General features: G+C 43.3%; 30 protein-coding genes. 10 read left to right on the top strand and 20 right to left on the bottom strand.

The window, feature by feature from the left end; all coding sequences use genetic code 11:
- Positions 1 to 28: 28 nt before the first annotated feature.
- Positions 29 to 1,186 carry a galactokinase gene (locus IGI76_RS11100; RefSeq protein WP_231435242.1) on the bottom strand — a complete coding sequence of 386 codons (1,158 nt, stop codon included), beginning with the start codon at positions 1,184 to 1,186 and terminating at the stop codon, positions 29 to 31.
- Positions 1,187 to 1,336: 150 nt separating this feature from the next.
- Here IGI76_RS11100 and IGI76_RS11105 point away from each other — a divergent pair, with 150 nt between their 5' ends.
- Positions 1,337 to 1,504 carry a DUF3042 family protein gene (locus IGI76_RS11105; protein WP_017144401.1) on the top strand — a complete coding sequence of 56 codons (168 nt, stop codon included), beginning with the start codon at positions 1,337 to 1,339 and terminating at the stop codon, positions 1,502 to 1,504.
- A gap of 56 nt (positions 1,505 to 1,560) precedes the next feature.
- Here IGI76_RS11105 and IGI76_RS11110 read toward each other — a convergent pair whose 3' ends face one another.
- The 9 genes from IGI76_RS11110 to IGI76_RS11150 form a co-directional block, all read right to left on the bottom strand.
- Positions 1,561 to 1,917, bottom strand: coding sequence for a DUF488 domain-containing protein (locus tag IGI76_RS11110; RefSeq protein WP_016610725.1), 357 nt, complete (start codon positions 1,915 to 1,917; stop codon positions 1,561 to 1,563).
- Between the two features lie 148 nt (positions 1,918 to 2,065).
- Positions 2,066 to 2,467, bottom strand: a complete 402-nt coding sequence (locus tag IGI76_RS11115; protein WP_005229396.1) for a rhodanese-like domain-containing protein — start codon at positions 2,465 to 2,467, stop codon at positions 2,066 to 2,068.
- A gap of 83 nt (positions 2,468 to 2,550) precedes the next feature.
- Positions 2,551 to 3,522 (bottom strand): ROK family glucokinase, encoded by a 972-nt coding sequence (locus tag IGI76_RS11120; protein ID WP_005229395.1) that lies wholly within the window; start codon positions 3,520 to 3,522, stop codon positions 2,551 to 2,553.
- Complete coding sequence (locus IGI76_RS11125) at positions 3,522 to 3,731, bottom strand: YqgQ family protein (RefSeq protein WP_005229394.1); 210 nt, start codon at positions 3,729 to 3,731, stop codon at positions 3,522 to 3,524. The genes IGI76_RS11120 and IGI76_RS11125 overlap by 1 nt, the downstream gene beginning before the upstream one ends.
- A 30-nt stretch (positions 3,732 to 3,761) precedes the next feature.
- Positions 3,762 to 4,430: a rhomboid family intramembrane serine protease gene (locus tag IGI76_RS11130; RefSeq protein ID WP_096742436.1), complete on the bottom strand. Its 669-nt coding sequence runs from the start codon at positions 4,428 to 4,430 to the stop codon at positions 3,762 to 3,764.
- 12 nt (positions 4,431 to 4,442) lie between these two features.
- A complete protein-coding gene (locus tag IGI76_RS11135; protein WP_231435243.1) occupies positions 4,443 to 4,982 on the bottom strand; it encodes a 5-formyltetrahydrofolate cyclo-ligase in 540 nt (179 codons plus the stop codon).
- A 90-nt stretch (positions 4,983 to 5,072) separates the two neighbouring features.
- Entirely contained in the window at positions 5,073 to 6,050 is a 978-nt protein-coding gene (locus IGI76_RS11140; RefSeq protein WP_060792277.1) for a FecCD family ABC transporter permease, read from the bottom strand.
- Complete coding sequence (locus tag IGI76_RS11145; protein WP_333718578.1) at positions 6,050 to 7,030, bottom strand: FecCD family ABC transporter permease; 981 nt, start codon at positions 7,028 to 7,030, stop codon at positions 6,050 to 6,052. The genes IGI76_RS11140 and IGI76_RS11145 overlap by 1 nt, the downstream gene beginning before the upstream one ends.
- Positions 7,027 to 7,818 carry an ABC transporter ATP-binding protein gene (locus IGI76_RS11150; protein WP_060792279.1) on the bottom strand — a complete coding sequence of 264 codons (792 nt, stop codon included), beginning with the start codon at positions 7,816 to 7,818 and terminating at the stop codon, positions 7,027 to 7,029. The genes IGI76_RS11145 and IGI76_RS11150 overlap by 4 nt, the downstream gene beginning before the upstream one ends.
- Before the next feature lie 202 nt (positions 7,819 to 8,020).
- On the opposite strand from IGI76_RS11150, the gene IGI76_RS11155 reads away from it, so the two are divergent.
- From IGI76_RS11155 to IGI76_RS11190, 8 genes are all read left to right on the top strand, one after another.
- Positions 8,021 to 8,980, top strand: a complete 960-nt coding sequence (locus IGI76_RS11155; RefSeq protein WP_060792280.1) for an ABC transporter substrate-binding protein — start codon at positions 8,021 to 8,023, stop codon at positions 8,978 to 8,980.
- 137 nt (positions 8,981 to 9,117) lie between these two features.
- Positions 9,118 to 9,267, top strand: coding sequence for a 50S ribosomal protein L33 (rpmG, locus tag IGI76_RS11160; RefSeq protein ID WP_005229384.1), 150 nt, complete (start codon positions 9,118 to 9,120; stop codon positions 9,265 to 9,267).
- Between the two features lie 342 nt (positions 9,268 to 9,609).
- Positions 9,610 to 9,816: a hypothetical protein gene (locus tag IGI76_RS11165; RefSeq protein ID WP_172462577.1), complete on the top strand. Its 207-nt coding sequence runs from the start codon at positions 9,610 to 9,612 to the stop codon at positions 9,814 to 9,816.
- A 246-nt stretch (positions 9,817 to 10,062) separates the two neighbouring features.
- Entirely contained in the window at positions 10,063 to 10,314 is a 252-nt protein-coding gene (locus tag IGI76_RS11170) for a hypothetical protein (protein WP_005229381.1), read from the top strand.
- Between the two features lie 70 nt (positions 10,315 to 10,384).
- The gene (fosX, locus tag IGI76_RS11175) at positions 10,385 to 10,795 is read left to right on the top strand and encodes a FosX/FosE/FosI family fosfomycin resistance hydrolase (protein ID WP_060792282.1); all 411 of its coding nucleotides are present in this window, start codon (positions 10,385 to 10,387) and stop codon (positions 10,793 to 10,795) included.
- 64 nt (positions 10,796 to 10,859) lie between these two features.
- A complete protein-coding gene (locus IGI76_RS11180; RefSeq protein ID WP_086338038.1) occupies positions 10,860 to 11,246 on the top strand; it encodes a VOC family protein in 387 nt (128 codons plus the stop codon).
- A 254-nt stretch (positions 11,247 to 11,500) separates the two neighbouring features.
- Positions 11,501 to 12,895: a Y-family DNA polymerase gene (locus IGI76_RS11185; RefSeq protein WP_060792284.1), complete on the top strand. Its 1,395-nt coding sequence runs from the start codon at positions 11,501 to 11,503 to the stop codon at positions 12,893 to 12,895.
- A 143-nt stretch (positions 12,896 to 13,038) separates the two neighbouring features.
- A complete protein-coding gene (locus IGI76_RS11190; protein ID WP_005229370.1) occupies positions 13,039 to 13,314 on the top strand; it encodes a hypothetical protein in 276 nt (91 codons plus the stop codon).
- 35 nt (positions 13,315 to 13,349) lie between these two features.
- Here IGI76_RS11190 and IGI76_RS11195 read toward each other — a convergent pair whose 3' ends face one another.
- From IGI76_RS11195 to IGI76_RS11210, 4 genes are all read right to left on the bottom strand, one after another.
- A complete protein-coding gene (locus IGI76_RS11195) occupies positions 13,350 to 13,808 on the bottom strand; it encodes a hypothetical protein (protein WP_005229368.1) in 459 nt (152 codons plus the stop codon).
- A gap of 67 nt (positions 13,809 to 13,875) precedes the next feature.
- On the bottom strand, positions 13,876 to 14,244 hold the full coding sequence (locus IGI76_RS11200) for a thioesterase family protein (RefSeq protein ID WP_005229366.1): 369 nt from the start codon (positions 14,242 to 14,244) through the stop codon (positions 13,876 to 13,878).
- Positions 14,245 to 14,251: 7 nt separating this feature from the next.
- On the bottom strand, positions 14,252 to 15,466 hold the full coding sequence (locus tag IGI76_RS11205) for a CCA tRNA nucleotidyltransferase (protein ID WP_005229364.1): 1,215 nt from the start codon (positions 15,464 to 15,466) through the stop codon (positions 14,252 to 14,254).
- Complete coding sequence (locus IGI76_RS11210; protein ID WP_005231912.1) at positions 15,453 to 15,803, bottom strand: nucleotide pyrophosphohydrolase; 351 nt, start codon at positions 15,801 to 15,803, stop codon at positions 15,453 to 15,455. Before IGI76_RS11210 ends, IGI76_RS11205 begins: the two co-directional genes overlap by 14 nt.
- A 137-nt stretch (positions 15,804 to 15,940) precedes the next feature.
- Here IGI76_RS11210 and IGI76_RS11215 point away from each other — a divergent pair, with 137 nt between their 5' ends.
- Entirely contained in the window at positions 15,941 to 16,846 is a 906-nt protein-coding gene (locus IGI76_RS11215; protein ID WP_060792285.1) for a YitT family protein, read from the top strand.
- A gap of 44 nt (positions 16,847 to 16,890) precedes the next feature.
- Here IGI76_RS11215 and IGI76_RS11220 read toward each other — a convergent pair whose 3' ends face one another.
- From IGI76_RS11220 to ilvN, 6 genes are all read right to left on the bottom strand, one after another.
- Complete coding sequence (locus IGI76_RS11220) at positions 16,891 to 17,448, bottom strand: YpiB family protein (RefSeq protein WP_333718579.1); 558 nt, start codon at positions 17,446 to 17,448, stop codon at positions 16,891 to 16,893.
- Between the two features lie 9 nt (positions 17,449 to 17,457).
- Positions 17,458 to 18,717, bottom strand: a complete 1,260-nt coding sequence (locus IGI76_RS11225; protein WP_060792286.1) for a tetratricopeptide repeat protein — start codon at positions 18,715 to 18,717, stop codon at positions 17,458 to 17,460.
- Positions 18,718 to 19,767 carry a hypothetical protein gene (locus IGI76_RS11230; RefSeq protein WP_005229354.1) on the bottom strand — a complete coding sequence of 350 codons (1,050 nt, stop codon included), beginning with the start codon at positions 19,765 to 19,767 and terminating at the stop codon, positions 18,718 to 18,720. It lies immediately after the preceding gene.
- A 163-nt stretch (positions 19,768 to 19,930) separates the two neighbouring features.
- Positions 19,931 to 21,184, bottom strand: a complete 1,254-nt coding sequence (gene ilvA / locus IGI76_RS11235; RefSeq protein ID WP_034695989.1) for a threonine ammonia-lyase IlvA — start codon at positions 21,182 to 21,184, stop codon at positions 19,931 to 19,933.
- Between the two features lie 11 nt (positions 21,185 to 21,195).
- The gene (ilvC, locus tag IGI76_RS11240) at positions 21,196 to 22,185 is read right to left on the bottom strand and encodes a ketol-acid reductoisomerase (RefSeq protein ID WP_005229350.1); all 990 of its coding nucleotides are present in this window, start codon (positions 22,183 to 22,185) and stop codon (positions 21,196 to 21,198) included.
- A 50-nt stretch (positions 22,186 to 22,235) separates the two neighbouring features.
- Positions 22,236 to 22,712: an acetolactate synthase small subunit gene (gene ilvN / locus IGI76_RS11245; protein ID WP_005229349.1), complete on the bottom strand. Its 477-nt coding sequence runs from the start codon at positions 22,710 to 22,712 to the stop codon at positions 22,236 to 22,238.
- Position 22,713 lies beyond the last annotated feature (1 nt).

The raw sequence follows: 22,713 nt of genomic DNA on the forward strand, positions 1-22,713 counted from the left end.
TTTCTTCATTCCTTCATCGTTTCTTATTCTACAGTTTTCGTGCACCATCATCAATACTTGCTTGATAAATGTCGGTTGCGTAGCCGATTTCTGCTAAATAGGCTGCTTTGACTGACGCTTCGAAATCAGCCCATTCACTTGCTTTGACCAATGCGATCCCGCAACCGCCAAAGCCCGCACCAGTCATCCGCGCACCTAGAACAGCAGGGTGCGCTTGAGCGGCTGCGACTAGTGTATCTAGTTCATGCCCTGTCACTTCATAATCATCTCGCAATGAAGCATGGGAGGCATTTAATAACTGGCCGAATTTTTCAAGATCACCAGCAGTCAAAGCAGCTTTTGCTTTCAATGTCCGTTGGTTTTCCGTCACCGCATGTTTCGCCCGTTTGATCAAGCGTGGATCATCGATCAATGCTGTATTTGCAAAAAAGGTTGCTTCGTCTAATGCGCCCAATGAATCAATGGCTAATGATTTTTGCAAACGAGCCAATGCTTCTTCACATTCTGCACGTCGTTCATTGTATTTAGAATCAGCCAATTCGCGTCGCTTATTGGTATTCATGATCGCTACGACATAATCGCCAAATGCCGCTGGTACGACTTCATAATTTAACGTGTTCGTATCTAAAAGCAGTGCATGGTCTTTTTGACCCATTCCGATCGCAAATTGATCCATGATCCCTGAGTTAACGCCAATAAACTCATTTTCGACTTTTTTGCCAATTTTAACTAAGTCCAAGGTCGTCAGGGTTAAATCAAAGAGATCTTTTAGACAAACCCCCGTCAGCAATTCAATCGATGCCGAAGAAGAAAGACCTGCGCCATTCGGAATGTTGCCATAAAAAGCGATGTCAAAGCCTCGATCGATCACTTGCCCCGCTTCTTTTAGGAAACGAACGACTCCTTTCGGATAGTTTGTCCAATCATCTTCTTTTCGGTAATCCAGCTCATCTAACGAAAAGGAGATCACGCCTTTTTCTGGAAAGTTCTCTGAATAGAGTTGGATCAACTGGTCTTCACGTTTTCGCGCTACTGCATACGTCCCTAATGTGATCGCCGCCGGGAAAACATAACCGCCATTGTAATCCGTGTGTTCACCGATCAAGTTGATTCTCCCTGGTGCAAAATACATGCCTGTGCCTTCTGTTCCAAATTTATCAATAAATATCTGTTGCAATTGCTCCATTTCTCTCACTCCCACTTTCTTTTTAGTAAACTTATTGTAAAATATTTACTAAATTATTTCAAGCGTTTTCAATCCCAAAAGTGATTTTTTTTGATATTTTTTCCGTTTTCATTCATAATGAACCTATAACTAAAGGCGAGGTGTTTAATGATGAAACGATTTCTTTCAGGATTTTTAGTAGGAACAGTCGCAACGGTTGCTGCAGCTGCAAGTGTTGTTATGACGGTCAAGAAACAAGTGATTGATCCAATTGATGAACAACAAGCGGATCATGATGAAAAACGGAAACGTGCGATGCGTAAAAGCGTTGCCCGTTAATCATTTGCTACAAAAGAGCCGTCAGCCTTCAATAGGCTGGCGGCTCTTTTAGGTAATCATTCTTCCTTCTCCAGTAAGTCCTGCAAAATCACGGCTTGATTTTGTTCTTCATTTTTCGCTCCGTATAGTAAGGTAACGGTCTCTTGTTCAGCAACCAACGCGTTTAACTGTGCCAGGGCAACTTTTGCGGGCGCTTTCTCTAATTCTTGTAGATAGCGGTCTTTAAACGCATCAAAACGTTCAGGATCATGCCCAAACCATTTGCGCAATTCAGTACTTGGTGCGACTGCTTTGAGCCATAGATCGATCTGAGCTGTTTCCTTTTTCATCCCTCTAGGCCAGATGCGATCCACCAATACCCGATAGCCATCTGTCGTTTCCGCCGCTTCATAAATTCTTTTTCGCTTGATCAACGCACACTCTCCTTATTGATAGACCTAAGTTCAAATAAAGGCAAAAGCCCACAATGTAAATTGAACAATGACTTACTTGAAACACTCCGTTTGGTGTTTCGTCACTCATTCAAATTTGCTTGTGTTCTTTTGCCTTGAGTTCTCTGTTTTATAAACTATTTTTCTTTTTCGTCTTGCCGCTCCAGCCTTCATATCCTTCTTTTAGGATATAGACATTGGTAAAGCCTTCTTTACGTAATTTATTCGCTGCGCGAATACTCAACGATTTACGCGTGTCATATAAGTAGATCGGTTGATCTTTACGAAATGCGCTGAAGGAATTGGTTAAAACAGTAAAAGGAATATTACGCGCCCCTAAAATATGTCCACTGTCAAACTCATTTTTTTCCCGAACATCGATCACTTGGGCTTTCTTCATTCCTGCTTTGAATTCATCTTCTGAGATGATCGTTGCTGAACGGCGTCCCATGATTTGAAAATACGCCCAGTTCAAAGCGATTGCTAAGATGATTAATCCCAAAACCAAGTTTAGCCACATAATTGGTGTCATTTCTTCTATTCCTCTCTATTGTAACAATCATTCTTTTTTTGATTTATGCTGCTTGAATGTATCATTGCCTAGCAGCTTGGCATCTAAGCTTTTGCTGCAAATTGCAAAGCTAATGATGCTGCCCCGATCACACCGGCATCATTCCCAAGTTCTGCCAATTTGATTTCGGTACTTTCCGTTACCTGTGGGAAGGTAAACTGAGCAAAGTAGGCAGCAACCCGTTCACGTAAAAATTCACCGGCTGCTGATACGCCTCCACCTAAAACGATACTCGATGGATTTAATGTGTTTCCTAAGTTTCCGCATGCCAACCCAAGGTAGAAGCACACTTTATCAACGACCATCAAGCCAAATGGATCGTTTGCTTGAGCCGCTTCAAAAATATCTTTACTTGAAACATCTTCCCCATTGTCCAGCTGCTGTTTCAATGCCGAATCGCCAGCATATTCTTCTGCCAACTGTCGAGCAACTCGCACAACACCCGTCGCACTAGAAACCGTTTCTAAACAACCACGTTTGCCGCAAGTACATTCAAACCCTTCAGGATCAACAGTGATATGACCGATTTCTCCAGCACAACCAGCAACCCCATGAAGCAATTGCCCTTCCATGATGATACCGCCGCCAACACCTGTACCTAGTGTGATAAAGATGACATCAGGATTGTTATCCCCTGCCCCTTTCCAGCGCTCACCTAAAGCTGCTACATTGGCATCGTTATCGATGGCAAAGGGGATTTTTGTGCCTTTTTCAATCAGTTCTTTGACTGGCTGAAGTGTTTTCCAGTTCAGATTGTAGGCACCGATGACGGTTCCTTTGTCACGATCGACACTTCCTGGTGTCCCCATACCAATACCGATAAATGCTTCTGGCTGTAAGCCATATAATTCTAGGCGATGATTGATCGATGCCACGATTTCTGGCACAATATGTGAGCCTTCATCAAGAATATTGGTGTCAATACTCCATTTTTGCTGAATCTCGCCTTCGCTCGTTAAAATAGCGAATTTCACCGTTGTTCCGCCTAAATCAATTCCGATGATTTTTTTGTCCATCACTTGTTTTCCTCCCGGCTTTCTTCAATTCGATGCTCCCGCGTAAGAATTCGCCGGGCAGTCAGATATACATCCCGATCTATCAAGCGACTGTCATAAAAGTTTTTCAGCTCGATTTGCATCAGTTCTATATCGTAGATCCGCTTGCCGACATATACGTAAACACCAAATTGTTTCAGTAATTGTTGTACGTCATATAACGTTTCCATTTAACCACTTCCTGCTTATTATACAAGTAATTAATATTTTTTAAAACCATATATCACAAAAATAGCCAATAAGAAAACAAAGAGTACGCCAGAGAGGATTCTGGTGTGGATCGAATATTTTCCGTAGTTCTTTGGCAATGCCAAAAGATTCCCTAGTAATAACCCACCGAGGATCCCCCCAATGTGTCCCCACATATCGATCGTTTGATCAAACACACCAAAAACCAGGTTCAATCCAACGAATAGGGCAAATTGCCGTACCATTGCTTGGATGCGGTAATCATTTCTAAAATGCCAACCTAAAATCAAAAATGCCCCGAAAAGTCCGAATAAAGAAGTACTAGCGCCTGCTGATTGAATCCCTATTTGGTTGAAGGCAAAACTCATGGTATTGCCCATGATGCCGCTTAGCAAATACAAGGCAAAAAAACGGCTATGACCATAGATGGCTTCTACTTGCTGCCCCATATAATACAGAATCACAGAATTGATCGCAAAATGAGCCAAACCGAAATGTAGAAAGATCGGGGTAACGAAACGCCAATATTCATTTAAATAAACGACAAACGGACCAAACATCACCCCGCCTGATTGAATAGAGGGACTAAAATAACCTAAGATAAACACAATTGTTTGGATAGCTAAAAACAGATACGTGAAGACCGGCTGATTCAGCCATCTTTTCATTTGAGAATTCATTGACGTGCTCCTTTACGTGCGAATAAGAGAATCCGTATAGATTTTATCGATTGGGATGTCGAATACATCTGGTGTCCATTGATCGTTGAATTGCTCTCCGAAGACCAAAGAAACGGTCTTGCCATCGAAAGCTGACAAGAAACGATCATAATAGCCACCGCCAAAGCCGATGCGATAGCCGTTTTTAGAAAACGCCAAACCGGGAACAATCAGCAAATCCAAGTGATGGGCTTCTTGCTCACAGATCGGCTCTTCAACTCCAAATGCCGACGCTTCATAACGTGTTGTCGGCTCCACATGATAAAACTGCAATTTTTTCTGTTGTGCTTTCGGCACTGCGATTCGTTTGTTTTGTTCAAATCCTTTAGCAAAAATAGCCGCTGTATCAAATTCAAATGGCAACGAACGGATCACACCTACTGACTCAGCTGTTTGCCAAATCTGAGAAGAAAACAGCAACTGCAAAATCAGCGTTTCTTTCTGCTGCTTTTGTTTGATTGGCATTTGTTTTAATGTTTGGATCATGTGCTCTCTAATGACTGGTTTTTCCATTGGATCACTCCTCTCAGAAATAGTACCAAAAACTGTGTCCAAATAGCAAACTAGAATCGCAGATTTCTTGGCAAGATCATGACTAGTTGCTCATTCTTCTTTACGTCGGATCAGCAAAAAGACAAAGTACGGTGCCCCCACGATAGAAATGATGATACCAGCTGGGATCTCGCCGCTTGTCAATAGCAAACGACCGATCGTATCACTGACTAAGACTAGCAGACTGCCGATCATTCCCGCTAAGAAAAAGGCACTGCGAGATTCTCTGCCGATGAGTCCCTTAGCGATATGAGGCGCCAATAAGCCCACAAAGGCTAAATTACCAGTATAGCCAACCGTACTGGCAGCCAAACCAACCGCGATCACTAAAAACCACGTCCGCAAACGGGTCAAAGAAACCCCTAAGCTAATTGCCTGCTCCTCGCCAAAGCCAAGTAAGTTAAACCTTGGTACGGTCCAGAAAGCTGCGGCAGACAATACGATGACCCAAGGAAGCAGACTGGTGATTTGCTGCCAAGAAGTTCCCCAAATCGAACCAGAAAGCCACGCTGTTACAAAGCGATAGCGGTCTTTTGATAATTCCACCGTAAAGAGTAAGGTAGCCGCCGCCAGCCCTGCATTGACGGCGATTCCCGCCAGCAGTACTCGCTCCATCGATAACAATTGGCGGTGCTTATAGGCAATCAAATAGACCAGTACAGCAGCTAATAAACCACCGATGATCCCAACGACAGGCAAAAGCTGCGATCCTTGGGTATAAAAACCTAAGTAGATCAACACAAAGAGCCCTGCCCCATTGTTGATTCCTACGATACTTGCATCAGCCAACTCATTTCTCGTTACTCCTTGCAAGACAAACCCAGAAAAACCAAAGGCACCACCAGCGATCAGCGCTAGACAAGCCCGTGGTAGTCGAAACTCAGTAAAAGTCAGTACTTGACTCGAAGATGCCGTTCCTTGAAAGATTGCCCCTAATGTCTGAAAGGATAAAATTGTTTTTCCCACCATGACACTTCCTAAAAAAGCGACCATCAGCAGTAGGAAAAAAACAGAGAGTGTTTTTTTCATCAGCCTTCCCTCCGTATCTTGATCAATAGAAAAGGCACACCAATCAATGCCATCAGTATCCCAAAGGGTGTCTCAAAGGGCGGATTGATCAGGCGGCCAGCCAGATCAGCGGCCATCACCAGTGTTCCCCCTCCAAGGATCGTCAAAGGCAAAATCAGTTGATAGTTTTTGCCCACCATTCCCCGCACGACATGAGGAACCATTAAGCCGACAAAACTGACCGGTCCAACAAGCGAAACTGCCATTCCCGCCAAAACTACGACTAACAGTAAGGCAGATGCCCGAATCAGATGCGGGTGCTTGCCTAATGAAATGACGGTGTCATCTCCTAGCGCTAACAGATTCAACGCTTTTCCTAGACGTAGCACAAAAACGATGGCAATCAGATAGATGGGGCCCACAAAACGCAGTTGCTGCCAAGTCACATTTGCGGCACCACCGATAAACCAAAAGGCTAACTCTTGATTTAAATCAAATTGCAGTGACAGGGTCTGACTGATGGCTGAGAAAAAAGAACTTAGTGCCACACCAGCCAAAATCAAACCTGTAGGTGACATACCCAATTTGGCATAGCGAGTCAATAAAAAAAGCAGCGCAGTTGCCGCAAAGGCACCAAAAAACGAAAATAGCGCCGCTTGACTCGGTTGAATACTAGGAAATAGGATAAATGCGATCGCTAATCCCATCGCAGCCCCACTGTTGACACCTAAAAGACCGCCATCTGCCAGAGCGTTTTTCGTAATTCCCTGCATGATAGCTCCCGTAACAGCAAAACAACTTCCTACTAGAAAAGCAGCCAACACACGGGGCAATCGAATATTGCGCAAGACTTGATGCAGCTGATTCTCATAATCAAAAGCAAAGACAGCATTCCAGATCGTTTCAAAGGAAAGGTCTGCAGCGCCTTGGGTGATCGCCAAAAAGAAACAGATAATAAAGCAGCCGCTAAAAAGCAGCAGCAACCAAGAAAACTTTTTCATGCTTGGGCTCCTAACTCATAGGTCAAGACCAATGGCTTTGTGCTATTAGGAAAGGTTCCTAACATGGCGTCGATCTCAAACAAACGCTGTAGCCACTCTTTGGTCAGCACTGTTTCTGGTGTACCAGAGACCAACAGTTCTCCACCTTTTAATGCATAAATATAATCAGAAAAACGAGAGGCATGATTCAGGTCATGAATCGACATAATGATCGTTTTTCCGTAGGTTTTATTGATTTGCTGTAATAAGAGCAAAATTTCTAATTGATGCGCTGGATCTAAAAAGGTCGTTGGTTCATCTAAAATCACGATATCCGTATCTTGCGCAAGTGCCATGGCGATCCAAACGCGCTGTTTTTGTCCCCCTGACAGCGTGCTGATCGTTTCATCTGCTAGTGCCGTCAAACCCGTTGCCTGCAAAGACCATTCGATCGCCGCAAGATCTTGTTCCGATAAACTATTTAGTCCTTTTTGATAGGGAAAACGACCATAAGAAACAATTTCGCGAATCGTCAAGCCAATCGATGAATCGCTAACTTGTGAGAGCAGCGCAATCTTTTTCGCCACTTCTTTGGTTTTGATGTTTTGCAGGTTTTGTGCATCTAAGAGGACCTCACCAGACAATGGCTGTAAAATTCGGGCAAGTGCCTTTAAAAACGTCGATTTCCCACTGCCGTTCGGACCAATCAAGCCGATGATTTTCCCTTCTGGCATCTCAATTGTTAGATTTTGCACAATTTTTTGTTTTTGATAGCCGACACTCAAGTCAACTGTTCGTAATTTCGCCATATTCGTCCCCAAAATAAATGATTGATAATGCTTATCAATTATGAATGTAATCCTACTATTCGTCAATAGTTCTAAAAAAAGGAAATAAAAAAATAAGATTGACAAAGAAGCGTTTCTTCGTGATAATAGCTATCAGCAAATGAGAACTATTCTCAATTAAAACAATAAGTGCTCAACATGTAACAAAGGAGGAAGTGTTTTTATGAAACAATGGTCAAAAAGAAGTACTTGGCTTACCCTGCTAGCTGCCTGCTCCCTTACCCTACTGGGTGCTTGCAGCACGAATAATGACTCAACGGATAGCAGTGGATCAGCCACTACTTCTTCAGAAATAGCAACAACCTTTACCGATGCGATGGGAAATGAAGTCACTGTTCCCGAAAACCCACAGCGGGTGATTGGTAGTTATTTGGAAGATTATTTGGTCGCTTTAGAGGTAACACCGGTTGCTCAATGGACCGTCGGCAATGACAGTGATCAAGCATACTTGCAAGACAAACTGGCGGAGGTTCCAAGGATCAACTACGATCTGCCCTTTGAAGATGTCTTGAGCTTTGAGCCAGACCTGCTACTGATGGATAGCAATTCCATGGTGGAAGGTGACAAATATGATCAATACAGTAAAATCGCGCCGACCTATGTGGTCACAAATGGCGAAGACGTGACCTGGCGGGAACGTCTGACAGATATTGCAAAGGTGTTACACAAAGAAGAGCAAGCTGCCCAAGTAGAAGCTGATTATGATGACTTAGTCGCTGCTACCAAGGAAACGTACGCTGATCAAATCCAAGGCAAGTCGATCGCTGCTTTATGGGTGGTCAATAACTCTGTCTTCATGGTTTCAGAAACAAAATCAAGCGGTCAGCTGCTGTATCACGAACTCGGGTTTGAAGTTCCCGCACTGGTTTCGGAAATCAGTGAAAGTGCCACTGCTGATTGGTCTGCCGTTTCTCTGGAAAAATTAGCAGAATTGGATGCCGATTACCTGATTTTAGTGAATAGTGATAAAGGCGCTGATTTTTTCAGTGAACAAGTCTGGCAAAATCTTGATGCAGTCAAAAACAATCATTTATGGGAATTCGGCCCTGAATCAAGCTGGCTCTACAACGGTCCGATCGCCTACACCAAAATGATCGAAGATATCCAGAGCAAATTGGACTAATGCGTTTCAAGAAATTCGTCAAGTAAAACTACTTAACAAATTTCAGGAAAAAGCTAGCATTCCCTCACGAAACATGCTATTATATTTTAGTCTGAGAGATTTCTTAGAGGATTCTTGTATCGTTAGGGGGGAAAATCATGCGCGTAAACATCACATTAGAGTGCACTTCTTGTAAAGAACGCAACTACTTATCAAACAAAAACAAACGTAACAATCCTGATCGTTTGGAAAAGAAAAAATATTGCCCACGCGAAAGAAAAGTTACTTTACACCGCGAAACAAAATAATGCTATTTAAGAAGTTCGCAAACGCTGATAACCAAGGCGTTTGCGAACTTCTTTTTTTGTAAAAACTAGCTTTGAGGTGATGGTTTTGAATGGAACTCCCCTTCTATTAGCCCTTGTTCTTTCAAACTTAGATAGTAATTGCATCGTCTCCTTGATTACTCTTTGTTTTAGCTGCTTCTTGACTTCTCTTCTTTGGACTTTTAAGCCAATTCTTTGTAAAGTCACAAAAATAAATTTTAATGTATAATGTATAGAAAAAAGGAGAAATTAAATGTTTAACAAAGAAGGAAATGAGTTTCGTTGCAACCATTGCAAAAAAGTGATCGACACAGGGGAAGTCGTTTGGACAAAATGGCCGTTTCCGCCGAAAGCTTCTGCTTACCAACTAAAACCCAGAAAAGAATTAGCACTGATAAACGCGCCGATCCTTTGCCTAAATTGCTCAGAAAAGCTTCTCCTGGAACACCTCGAGTAACTATTCTTTTCATCGTTTTATTGTCTCTCTTTGTCCATCATAAAAAAGAGCAGGCAGTAGCCAAATTCACTTAGTGAATGTATTGCTGCTTTTTTGAATAAGCATCAGGAGAACGCATGAGCAGCAACAAAGATTTCAGGGGCGATTAAGCGGCAGCTTTATTTTCCGAAATTTTTTGCAGTATCTCTCCCGCGATTATGCGCGAGATGATTTTGGCAATAACCATAATATGAAGCCGCTCTCTCCCGTTGCCACCTTTTCTGTATACTTTGATCTCCGATCGACCCTTTCATGCTATACTGCCTATAGGAGGTGAACCCATGCTTGGCAATTTTGCGTATCTACCTAGTAACTATCGTCTGTTTTATGGCGCTTTTCTTTTTGCACTTATTGGAAATATGCTTTTCATTTTCATCAAACACCCTGCTTGGACCTTTAGCCTACCGACGGTGATTGTCCTCTTCTTAATAAATGTCTTCTTTTGGACAAAATACACGAAGAAACTTATTCCTTGCGCAACAGATGCACTGTTTTATGTTCTGCTCTTCCTATTGGTATTTCACAATCACTAACATAATGCTTCTTTTGATACTGATTGTTTCTCTTTCCCCTATTTCGTCATAACAAAGGAGTGTTGATGCGATGGAGATTTCCCATATCACGTTGATCGTACAGAATTTAGCAAAGACAACAACGATGCTGGAAACATTGTTTGATGCAGAGGAAGTTTATGATAGTCAAGACCAGGCCCATTCTTACTTCCCAGAAAAATTCTTTTTGATCGATGGCTTATGGCTTGCTGTCATGGAGGATGCCTCCCAGAAGCTGCCGAAAACGTATAACCATATTGCCTTTAAAATCGATCAAGCTCAAATCGATTCCTTGATTACGCGCATCCAAGGACTAGGATTGAAGATCGAAAAAGATCGTTCCCGCATCAAAGGCGAAGGTGCTTCTATTTATTTTTATGACGATGACAACCATTTATTTGAATTGCATACTGGTACGTTGGCTGAACGGTTGCACCATTACCGTCTGACAGAAACGAGGTGATCTTCATTGCTAGCAGCTGCATTGACTGTTATGTAAAGAACGCCCACATGAAAGGAAGTAAACAATGAAACTAGATATGGTCGGTATTATCACAAAAAACATGGAACAGGCACTGGCTTTTTATCAAGTACTTGGCTTCACGCCATTAGGTCAGCACTCAGAAGATTATATGGAATTAGCAAACGACGGGGTTCGTATCTCCTTGAATAGCCGCCAGATGGTTGCTGGGATCTACGGACATGCACCAATGACTGTGGGTGATACGATTGAATTAGCCTTTTTATGTGATTCTCCTGAAGAAGTTGATGCCCTTCATGCAAAAGTCGTTGCTGCTGGGTATCAGTCTTTCAAAGAACCTTGGTCTGCCTTTTGGGGGCAACGCTATGCCATTGTCAAAGACATAGACGGCAATCTCTTAAGTTTGTTTGCAACCCTACCTGCCGAAAATTGATTTAAGCTACGACAGTCGGTCCAATGGAGCGGCTGTTTTTTTATCCGTTTTTCGGGTAAAAAGACAAAACCCCGTATTTATGTCCAATCGAATTCTGATAATCTGAAATGAATGTATTCCTTATAAACCAACGTTTCCCATCATTATAAAACAAAAATAACTTCTCTATAAAAAAACAAATCCCCCTCATCCGCTCCTGTTCGCTTGACAAAAAAGAACAAACGTTCGTATAATTTCGGTAAGGAGTGATAAAAATGGGTGGTTTTAATTATGCGCTCGAGCCAAAACGCGATATCTTATTTATTGATGTCAAAAGTTTTTATGCTTCTGTCGAATGCATCTCTCGTGGATTAGATCCTATCCAAGCGATGCTGGTCGTCATGTCACATTCTGACAATACTGGTAACGGCTTAGTCTTAGCAGCTTCCCCAAAGGCAAAATCGGTATTGGGGATTTCAAATGTGACTCGCAATGACAACCTGCCGACACATCCCGATTTGTACAAAGCATCGCCGCGTATGAGTTTTTATATCAAAGAAAACACCAAAGTCAATAATGTCTTTCGCAAATATGTTGGACAAGACGACTTGCTGCTCTATTCGATCGACGAAACGATGATGGATCTGACCCGTACATTGGATCTTTTCATTCCCGATAAAACGATCTCTCGCGAAGAAAAACGTTGGTTGATTGCCCAGCAAATTCAAAAAGACATTTACGAAACAACGAAATTGTATGTCACCATCGGCATTGGCGACAATCCATTGTTAGCAAAACTAGCTTTAGATAACGAATCCAAACACAATCGTTCCTTGATCGCTGAATGGACCTATGACGATGTACCGACAAAAGTTTGGCAGATCGCCCCTATGACAGAGTTTTGGGGGATCGGTCGGCGCACAGAAAAACGACTTCACTTGATGGGGATTGAAACGATCGAGCAATTGGCTCACGCCAGTCCTGATCTTTTACGCAGTCGCATGGGGATCATTGGCGAGCAGCTCTATCATCACGCCCATGGCATTGATCGCACGATTTTATCTGAACCGACACCACAAGTGATGGAAAAAAGCTACGGCAATAGCCAAGTCCTACATCGCAATTATTATTTACAAGAAGAAATCGAGATCGTCATCAAGGAAATGGCGGAGCAAGTTGCCGCTCGGATTCGCCGTCATCATTGTCAGACCGCTTGTATCAATGTTTACATCGGCGTAGCCTTTGGTGAAACTGCCTCTGGTTTTTCCCGACAAATGAAGATCCCGCCAACTGACAATACCCGCAAACTTGTGGCTCATTGCCTGTTTCTCTTTCGAAAATTTTATACGGGGCAAGTCGTTCGCCACATTGGTATTACCTATTCAAAATTGTTCTATACAGAAAATGTCCAGTTGGATCTTTTTGAGCAAGCAGAAACGCAGTTGCGCCAGCGTAAATTAGATTTGATCATCGATAAGATTCGTGAGAAATATGGCTTCACTTCGATCGTTCATGCCACAAGCCGAATGGAAGGCGCTCGCGCCATTGCTCGCAGCAAATTAGTCGGCGGACATGCCGGTGGTCTAGATGGGATCGCTAATATAGGACCCGTCCATCAGCAAAAGGAAAAAGAACCGTTTGCTGATGGTTCGAAAAATACTGGCACTTGATTCGTTTTTCTTTCCTTTTTGCTGACAAATCTTAAGATAACATTAACAAACGGTCCATTTTTTAAAGATTTATGTAATTTCGATTCGCCCACCTCCCCCTTTGTTCTTTTCTAAGGTACTTTAATAGCAAGGAGTGTGAGCAGATGAAAATTGACAAAATCGAATACAAACGAGTCATCAACGGTGCGGGACACCTTGAGTACGATTTGCTGCAATATTTAGAAAAGAATCGGGCGACTGCTGCACAAAACCTGAAACAGTCTGAGATCGATTACCTTTTAGAAAAAGATATTCAGCATCGTATCATCCAACATGCGCGTAAGAGTTTCTTTGGCGATACGATCGTTTTAAAAGATGAATATGCCGAAGATTATCTTTTATTAAAAAAGTATACGGATATGTTCCAAGAATCATTCTAAAAAAAAACGCAGAACCAACTGGTTCTGCGTTTTTCTTATTCTTCGAAATGTTCTTTATAAACATCATCGACTGTCTGGTTCGGGTCGATCACGATATAAAGGCTCTTCGTTTTCTCACTGATTTTTGTTGATTGGTATACGTTATCCAATCCTTCCGTATCTTTGTCCTTATATGGGAAATACACAAGATCCGGTGTACCGTTACGGTAAAGAATTTCCATCCGTTCGATATCTTCATATTTCAACGCACGGGCAAACATCCCTAATTCAAGCCCACCTAAGTTGATGTCATGCGTTGCCACATGATCGCCTTCTTGGAAGATTTCAATTTTGAACCCAGCACATGGATGAATCTCAACAAATTCGCTTCCGTGGATGCGGCCAAAACTGGTCGTGATTTGTTTGATCCACAAGTCACCGATGTAACGGCGCTCAATCGTCCATGTTTCTCCATTACGGAAATAAAATTTTAAAGCTTTCATTTCTCTAGCCATGACAAAACGCTCCTTTTTATTAGTAATACACTTTAATTCTAACACATAGTCGCCATCGGGACACAAATTAACTTTGTTTTTCGTTGACTTTTTTCATGAACCGAGAGATTTCCACTGCTGCTCGTTGATGCGTCCCATTGGCAATGATCTGTTGTTTCGCGTCTATTACCTGATAATGAAATTGGAGCCCCTGTTCTTTTTCCCACTGCACAAGAACTGTGATTGTCGCTCCAACTGGTGAAGGCTTCAAATGATTGATCGAAAACTTTGTACCGACGGTAGTAAACCCTTTATCTAAAGTAGGCTCAAGGGCTTCCCAACAGGTGTTTTCCACCATTGCTACCAATCGTGGGGTTGCTAAAACGTCTAATCCCCCAGAACCCAAAACAGCCGCAGTGTCTTGCTGTCCCACGATAAATTCTTTTTTGCTTTCCATTTTTCAGTTATCCCTCCTTTGCTAAATACGCTTGGACAAACGCTAATAGTGCTTCTTTTTCATTAGGGATTTTTCGTGTGATGACTGCAGCTTCGGCAGCGGTCAAGACTTCTTTGAGCCACGGACCAGAAGAACGATCGATCGTTTGTAGTAAATCACGTCCATTGATCGCCAACTCCTTCAGTGAATGGATCGGCAGCTGCTGATAGCGCTGACTGATTTTTGCTGGATCGTTGGGCTGATTGTCATAACGCAATAATCCTTCGGCTAAACAGGTTGCTTCTAGACCGAACTGATACAACACTAGGTCATTCCATTCGCCATTTCGACGCGCGAGCAGTGCTTGATAAGCCGTGTGTACTTGGCGGATGCAGTCATTGGAACATTTCCAAGCTTTTAAAAAGCTGCGGACTGCCTCTGGCGCTAAACCCATTTGGTCAATGAGCAAAACCCAGGCCGCCGTTTCGTTTTCTAATGGGATCGCTGGCAGGTCTGCCATCCGCAGTAACGCCTCACCGTATTCCCGCAAGCCTGGGCAATAGATATAGCATTCGGTTTCTACTAGCGCCCGTAGTGCTTGGTTCCGATGATTGCCTAACAGCAATTTCACGAATTCAATCATGATCCGTTCAACAGAGATTTTTCCCAACAAGGCATGATTCGCATGGATAGCAGCCAATGTTTCTGTTTCTAAAACAAAGCCCAATTGACTGACAAAACGCAGCCCCCGCATCATTCGTAGGGCGTCCTCATGGAAACGTTCCTGGGGGTGACCCACTGCTCGTAAGATTTGATTATCGATATCTGCCAGACCATCGAAAAGATCAATGATGACACCATCTTCTTGAAGTGCCAACGCATTGATGGTAAAGTCCCGCCGTTTTAGATCTTCTTTCAGGGAACGGACAAAATCCACTTTGTCGGGTCTGCGGTAATCTTGATAGGCTGCTTCCGTTCGAAACGTAGTGATCTCATACTGCGCCTGCTCCCACAAAACCAACACCGTTCCATGCTCGATGCCAATGTCAATGGTTCGAGGAAAAAGCGCCTTGATTTCGGCTGGAAATGCACTGGTAGCAATATCGACATCATGAATCGGCTGGCCTAAGATCGTGTCTCGCACGCTGCCGCCGACAAAGTATGCTTCATAGCCTGCGGCTTCGATTTTTTTTAAAAGCGGTGCAGCTTCTGCAAATTCTTTTGGTAGTTTAGTCAGTTTCATTTACTTTCCCATCTTTTCTTTCAAAACGATACGCATCCCGCTGATTGAATTTTGCCATATTTTCCTCAAACACTTCAGTCAGGTCGATGTCTAGTGAATTGGCCATGATCATCGTCACAAAGAGTACATCACCGAGCTCTTCTGCCACTGTTTTTTCAACTTCATCGCTTTTTTTATTTTTTTCCCCGTAATAGTGATTCACTTCTCGCGCCAATTCGCCGACTTCTTCGGTCAAACGAGCCATTTGGGCGAGGGGGCTGAAATAGCCAGTTTTGAATTGCTGAATATACGCATCGACTTCTTCTTGCATCGATGCCAAAGAACGTTTTTCTGTCATTTTCTCCACCCTTTCTCGTTTATCTTACCAAAAGAATGGCTGCCTGCCTAGATAGATCCCCCTTCAGGATTTGTTGTGCATTCAATGATTTCGTGCTACATTGATACTTGTGGAAGTTGAATAACGGAGGAAACAGGATGCGGGCATTTTTTTCATGGCGAACGATTCGCGATATTGTTTTGATTATTTTTGGTACAAGTATCTATGGCTTCGGTCTAGTCTATCTAAATATCCCAAATGACTTAGCAGAAGGCGGTGTGACGGGGATCACCTTGATCATGCGAGCCTTATGGGGAATCAATCCTGCCATCAGTACACTGATCTTAAATATTCCGATCATTTTGATCGGTGGCAAAATTCTTGGTCGACGCTCATTAGTGTATACGATTTTAGGAACTTTTGGTTTGTCTTTTTGGTTGGCATTTTGGCAGAGTGTTCCCCTGTTGATCGATCTGCAGCACGATCTGCTGATCGTTGCGCTCTTGGCTGGTTTGATTGCAGGGATCGGTAGTGGGATCGTCTACAAAGTCGGGGGAACGACTGGTGGAGTCGATGTATTGGCACGTATTTTAGAGAAAAACTTTGGGGTGACAATCGGTCGTTCCCTTTTGATCTTTGATGTGTTCGTCCTGTTGCTTTCTTTGACTTATATAGATTTGAACCGCATGATGTATACCTTGATTTTTTCTTATGTCTTCACGCGCGTGATCGATTCGATCCTAGATGGCGGCTATTCAGCCAAAGGGATCTTAGTGATCAGCAATCACAGCGAAGAGATGGCTCCTGTTTTAATGGATGAATTAGAACGAGGCGTCACGTTTTTACAGGGCGAAGGGGCTTACTCAAGAGTGTCGAAACAAATCATTTATATGGTGGTCAGCGGGCGGGAGATTTCTGAAGTCAAGCGCATCGTTCATGACTTTGATCCGCAAGCGTTTGTTTCTGTCATTAATGTCCATGAAGTCGAAGGTGAAGGCTTTACCTACTTAAGACCTAAGTCGCGGTTCTTACAGCGCAAAACCGCTGTTTCTAAAACAAAATAGAGACTGAAAAAAGCAGCCCCGGTTAAAGGGCTGCTTTTTGCTTGTTAACGGCTTTCTTCTTTTTGCTGGAGCAAGTGTCTATTTACTTCATCCGAAAGTTCTAAGAAGGCATCACGATCCCCATTTTCCAAGGCTAGATCGATTTGCCGATACAAGGTATCGATTTTGGTTTTTGTTTCTTCTTTTTCAAGATACTGGGTAACATGTTGGGTCATTTCTTGATCCAAGTGGTCGTTCCAACGTTCATAAGGATTGTCTTCTAAAACTGCTAAATAAAAGGATTGCGACCAAGAATCTGGGAAGAGACATTCAAGATACAAAGGTTGTTTCCAATTCATGCGAATCTCATGAAAAATCTGATCAATGTCATGAAAGGTCTGCCCTTCGATGCTCAAGACAAACGGTTCGCCCCCAATTTCTGTACTGCGGACACTCAAGCCCCGTTTGGCTGCGGCTGCCCCTTCTACAAAATGAACATTGGTCAAGATCGCTTCATGGTTCGCCAGATAGTTTAACACCCAAGAGACTTCTCGGCGGCTGAAGGAAACGGTCGAAACTAACCAATTAAGAAACTTTTTCTTTTCTTGTACATTGATGTTCATTTCTCTCACCTATCTTTCTAATAAGTCCTCCACGATCGACTGTACTTCTAAATCACCTGGCTCATGCGCCAAATAATGCTGCAGCAAATGAAGTGCTTCAGGCAAACGCCCTTCTTCACGTAAGAAAATGCCATATTCTTTCATAAATGCTGGCTCATGGTGCAAATCAGCATTGGCTTCTTCGTAATAGTTTGCTGCTTTGTCAAAATCTTCCAGCGCATTATACGCTTGCGCCAAATTCCAAAGGGCATGCGGCTGTTCATTGTCTTCCATTCGTTCGATGGTCCAGATCGCTTCTTGCCAACGCTCTTCATTCAAGTATAAATTACTTAAGGTCAGTAACGTATCATCTTCTTTGTCACCAGTCTCCAGTGCTTTCAGTAAAAATGATTCTGCTGCTTCACTGTCATGAAGTCGGTAAGCATTCTCGGCAGCAAAATGATAGAAATCCACTTGATATGGATCTTCATGAATCCCTTCTTCGATCACACGCTGCGCTTCTTCCAGCTGCTCTTCTTCTTGCAATGCTTCTGCAAGATAAAGATACAAGGCACGGTATTGCGGATTCATGACCCGCAACTGCTGCAAGTAGCGAATCGCTTGTTCATTTTCTTTTAGCTGCAAATAGACTAAAGCTGTTTGAAAGAGACGCTCATCGGTCTGTTCGTCTTCTAGGCTTGCTTCAAAATATTCCAATGCCTCTTCAAACTTGCCCGCCATACTCAATGATGTACCAGTCCGTTCAACGATCGAGATCCCCGAAATATCCGTGATTTCTTCTTCCAGCAATCCTTGATAAAGGTCAACGGCTTCTTGATAGCGATCAGTCGAAAAGGCTAACTCAGCTAAGGCAAACCGTATCAAAGGTTCATCTGGCACAATGCTTTGCGCTTCTTTTAGTTTGGCTTCACTAACTTCAGGGATACCGATCAATTGGTAAAGATCCGCACTCAATAGCAAGGCTTGCAAATACGCTTCACTGGTCGGTGGTATTTGATCAATATAGGCAAAAGCCGTTTCGATCTGGTCTTCTTCCATCGCAATTTCTGCTAAAGGAAGCAGCAAAGCTTCATTATCAGGATGTCGTTGCTGCAAGGTTTCAAACAACGTTTTCGCCTCTTCCAAAAAGCCGATCTGCAATAGTTCATCACCTAAAGCGCCTAATGTCTCATCATCATCTTTTTGCAGAGCTTCGGTAAAATTTAATTGTGCTTCAGCCAGTTCTTCCGCGGCTAATGCTTTTAACATTTTTTCACTATATGTTTCCATTTAAACCCCTCGAATCTCATTGATTAATCGCTGATAAGTCTCCATCGTCTGGACGAGATCTTTTTCCTCGATTTTCGTTCTGCCCCCTATTGTACCAACTTTTGCCAAAAATAACAGTTTTTTTTCTTTTTGCTGCAATTCCAGTACATGACTGAAATATTCGCTTAATGAAAAAGACTCGGGCAATTCGATAGGAAAACCCAATCGGGCAAGCCATTGGCAGAACACGGGCAGATCGACAGTCAATTGCTGCTGCTGGACGGTCCACATAAAATGAAACAAAAAGCCAAAGAATAATTTCATCGCATCAGACAACAAGTGCCCATTTTCCGTTCGATAAGCAGCATCGGCAAAGAGTTGGCCAAACTCTTCCAATTCGCTGCCTGATTGCTGGTATAGTTGGATCAACCGATCGGTATACGCAGCCAACGAATGTCTCATCAACGCCTGATGACTGGGATAGGTTCGATAAAGCTCTTTTAAAAACTCACTATCGGCAAGCACGCCACAACGAATCAGAGTCAAAAAATCGACCAATTTCCCATCGATCTGTTTTTCTGCGATCGTCTGATCGTAAATAACAAATTCGGGTGTATTAGGATTTTCCAGCATCGGGATATCTGGCTTTTTCACAACGATCGCTGTTTCTTTCACACTTTTAGCTAAGGCCCGCAAGGAAACGGGAATCAGCCAAAGCTGTGTCGTCAGAACCGACGTCGCGTGGATAAAACTGCTCAATGCCAACACGCCTTCATTCCCAAAACCGACGATCAACAGCGGCTCTTGTTTTGAAAAGCGACCGAAGAAATCCATTGCAGCTTTAAACTCGCTAAAGTTGTTGCAATACATTTGATTGGTACAAATATACCAATTGACCTCTCGTGGCAAAAACAGGCGGGTCAATTTTTCTGAAAAGCGGTCATAATAGCGCTGATTCGTCAAAATGATCACCTGCTGCGGCTCGATCGACTGTTCTCTCATGACCGATGCTAGTGTTTCACCATAAGAAATTTGGGTTTCTTGTTCATTTCGGAAAAAAACAGCTTCCATCGGCTCACTCCTTTGCTACTACTTTCTATTATAACAAGAAGCCGCTTAAACACCTACTAAATCGCTAATGATTAGGAAGTATTTTCCTGTGATTGGTTCAACGATCCGATAAAAAGCAAAAAACATGATTTCCTCTTCTTCCAAAGGAAAATCATGTTTTTTCTTAAACCAAAAGTGAGTAGAGTGATTGATTTTGCTGAAGGTTGATATAGTTTTGGTCAAACTGTTCAATTCGTGACAGTAATGCGGGGAGATCTTTTTTGTGTTTCAACAAGATTCCCAGCATTACTGGTCCTGTTCCACGATTGATTTTTTTTGTATATTCAAACCTAGTGATATCATCATCGGGACCTAATACATGGCTAACAAATTCCTTCAACGCACCGGGACGTTGTGGGAAATTGACGATAAAATAATGTTTCAATCCTTGATAGATCAGTGATTTCTCTTCGATCTCTGCCATACGGGAACTATCATTGTTACCACCACTCACAATACAGACGACTGTTTTGCCTTTGATTTGCTCTTTGATCAGATCCAAAGCTGCCACACTCAAGGCACCAGCTGGTTCAGCGACGATCGCTTGCTTGCTGTACAATTCCAGAATCGTTTGACAGATTGCGCCTTCTTCCACAGCTACCAATTGATCCACGTAGCGTTTGGCATGGGCATAGGTTTGAGCTCCGACTTGTTTGACCGCTGCACCATCCACAAAGGTTTCAATATGCTCCAGCGCCACTGGTCCTTGATGATCAAAGGCGGCTTGCATCGAGGCGGCCCCTACAGGTTCTGCTCCAACAACTTTTATCTTCGGTTGCTTTTCTTTCAAATAGGCTGCGGTTCCGCTGATCAAGCCGCCCCCGCCAATCGCTGCCACGACCAGATCGATCGTTACTTGTTTTTTTTCAGCATCCGCCAGCATCTCCACAGCAACGGTTCCTTGTCCTGCGATAATATTAGGATCGTCAAAGGGAGCAATGAAGGCCATTTGCTGTTCTTTTGCAAAGTGTTTAGCCGCTTGGGCTGCCGCATCAAACGTATCTCCCACCAATTCGATTTTGACATAATCTCCACCGAAAAAGAGGACTTGCGCGATTTTTTGCTGTGGCGTCGTTGTCGGCATGAAAATAACCGCTCGGATCTGCTGTTCTTGACAGGTATAAGCAACACCTTGCGCATGGTTTCCGGCACTGGCACAGACGACGCCACGACGAGTCAGTTCAGGATCTGCCTGGGTGATCGCATAGTAGGCACCGCGTAATTTGAAGGAGCGGACTTTTTGCAAGTCCTCTCGCTTCAACAAGACCGTCGCTTGATACTTCTCAGATAAAAAGCGATCATACTGCAGCGGCGTATGACTAACTGCTCCCCGCAGTCGCTCGTAGGCTTGTTCGATTGCAGAAACTGTCACCAACAAACGCGTCCCTCCTAATCTTTCGCAACAAACGGCATCATTTTCCGTAACTCGCTGCCGACTTTTTCAATTTGATGATTGCCGTTTTCCTCACGCATTTTATGGAATTCAGGGAAGCCGTTTTGATTGTCTTCAATGAATCCTTTCGCAAATTGGCCGTTTTGGATGTCTGTCAATACGGCTTTCATGTTTTCTTTGGCTTGTGCAGTGATCACCCGAGCACCAGAAACGTAGTCACCATACTCAGCCGTATTCGAGATCGAATGGCGCATTTTTTTGAAGCCTCCTTCATAAATCAAGTCAACGATCAGTTTCAATTCATGACAAACTTCAAAATAAGCCAATTCCGGTTGGTACCCCGCTTCTACCAATGTTTCAAAGCCCGCTTCGATCATACTGGTCAAACCGCCACAAAGTACGGCTTGCTCACCGAAAAGATCGGTTTCGGTCTCTTCTTTAAAGGTCGTTTCCAAAACGCCGACCCTTGTGGCACCAATGCCTTTTGCATAGGATAAAGCCGTTGCTTGTGCGTTACCAGTCGCATCTTGATAAACTGCAAACAAGGCTGGTACCGCAAACCCTTCGGTAAAGGTTCGACGCACCAAATGACCTGGTCCTTTTGGCGCAACTAGAAAAACATCCACCTCTTTTGGTGGCGCGATCACATCAAAATGAATATTGAAACCATGAGCAAATGCTAATGCATTGCCCGCAGAAAGATTCGGTTCGATCTCATTTTTATACAACGATCCTTGGATCTCATCGGGTGCCAAGATCATGACTACATCCGCTTTTTGAACGGCTTCGGCTACTGGGAAAACCTCAAATCCATCGTTTCTTGCGGCTTCCGCTGATTTTCCTTCACGAATGCCGATAAAGACTTCATGACCTGTGTCCCGTAAATTTTGCGCATGAGCGTGCCCTTGAGAGCCGTAGCCGACGATCGCAATCTTCTTGTCTCCTAGATTATCTGTAACTTCCTCGTTGTAATATACTTTTACCATACTTGTTTCCTCCGAATTCTTTCTTTATTTTAAGCAATTCAAAATTGCACTTACCCTCTTGTAAAGCCAGTGACACCCGTCCGTGCCAATTGTTTGATGCCGTATGGACGTAAAACTTCGATGCATGCTTCTACCTTTTTCGTATCGCCGGCAACTTGCACAACGATCGTTTTCAGTGCCACATCGACAATGTGTGCTCGAAATGGATCGATCACTGCTTGGATCTCCGAACGGCTTGTGGTTGGCGCATTGACTTTGATCAGCACCAGCTCCCGTTCGATATGAGGAACTTCTGTAATATCAGAAACCTTCAAGACATCGATCTGCTTGTTCAAATGCTTAGTCACTTGTTCTGTTTCTGCCAAATCGTTCACGTTGACAATGATCGTCATTCGTGAAAATTCTGGCCGTTCCGTTGTGCCGACAGAGATACTCTCGATATTGACCTGCCGGCGGTTTAAGACACTCGTGATACGGCTCAAAACACCTGCTTCATTATGGACGATTGCTGCTAATACCCGTTTCATC

Origin of the sequence: Enterococcus sp. DIV2449a (genome assembly GCF_051711225.1) — a bacterium.
GTDB lineage: Bacteria > Bacillota > Bacilli > Lactobacillales > Enterococcaceae > Enterococcus_D > Enterococcus_D casseliflavus.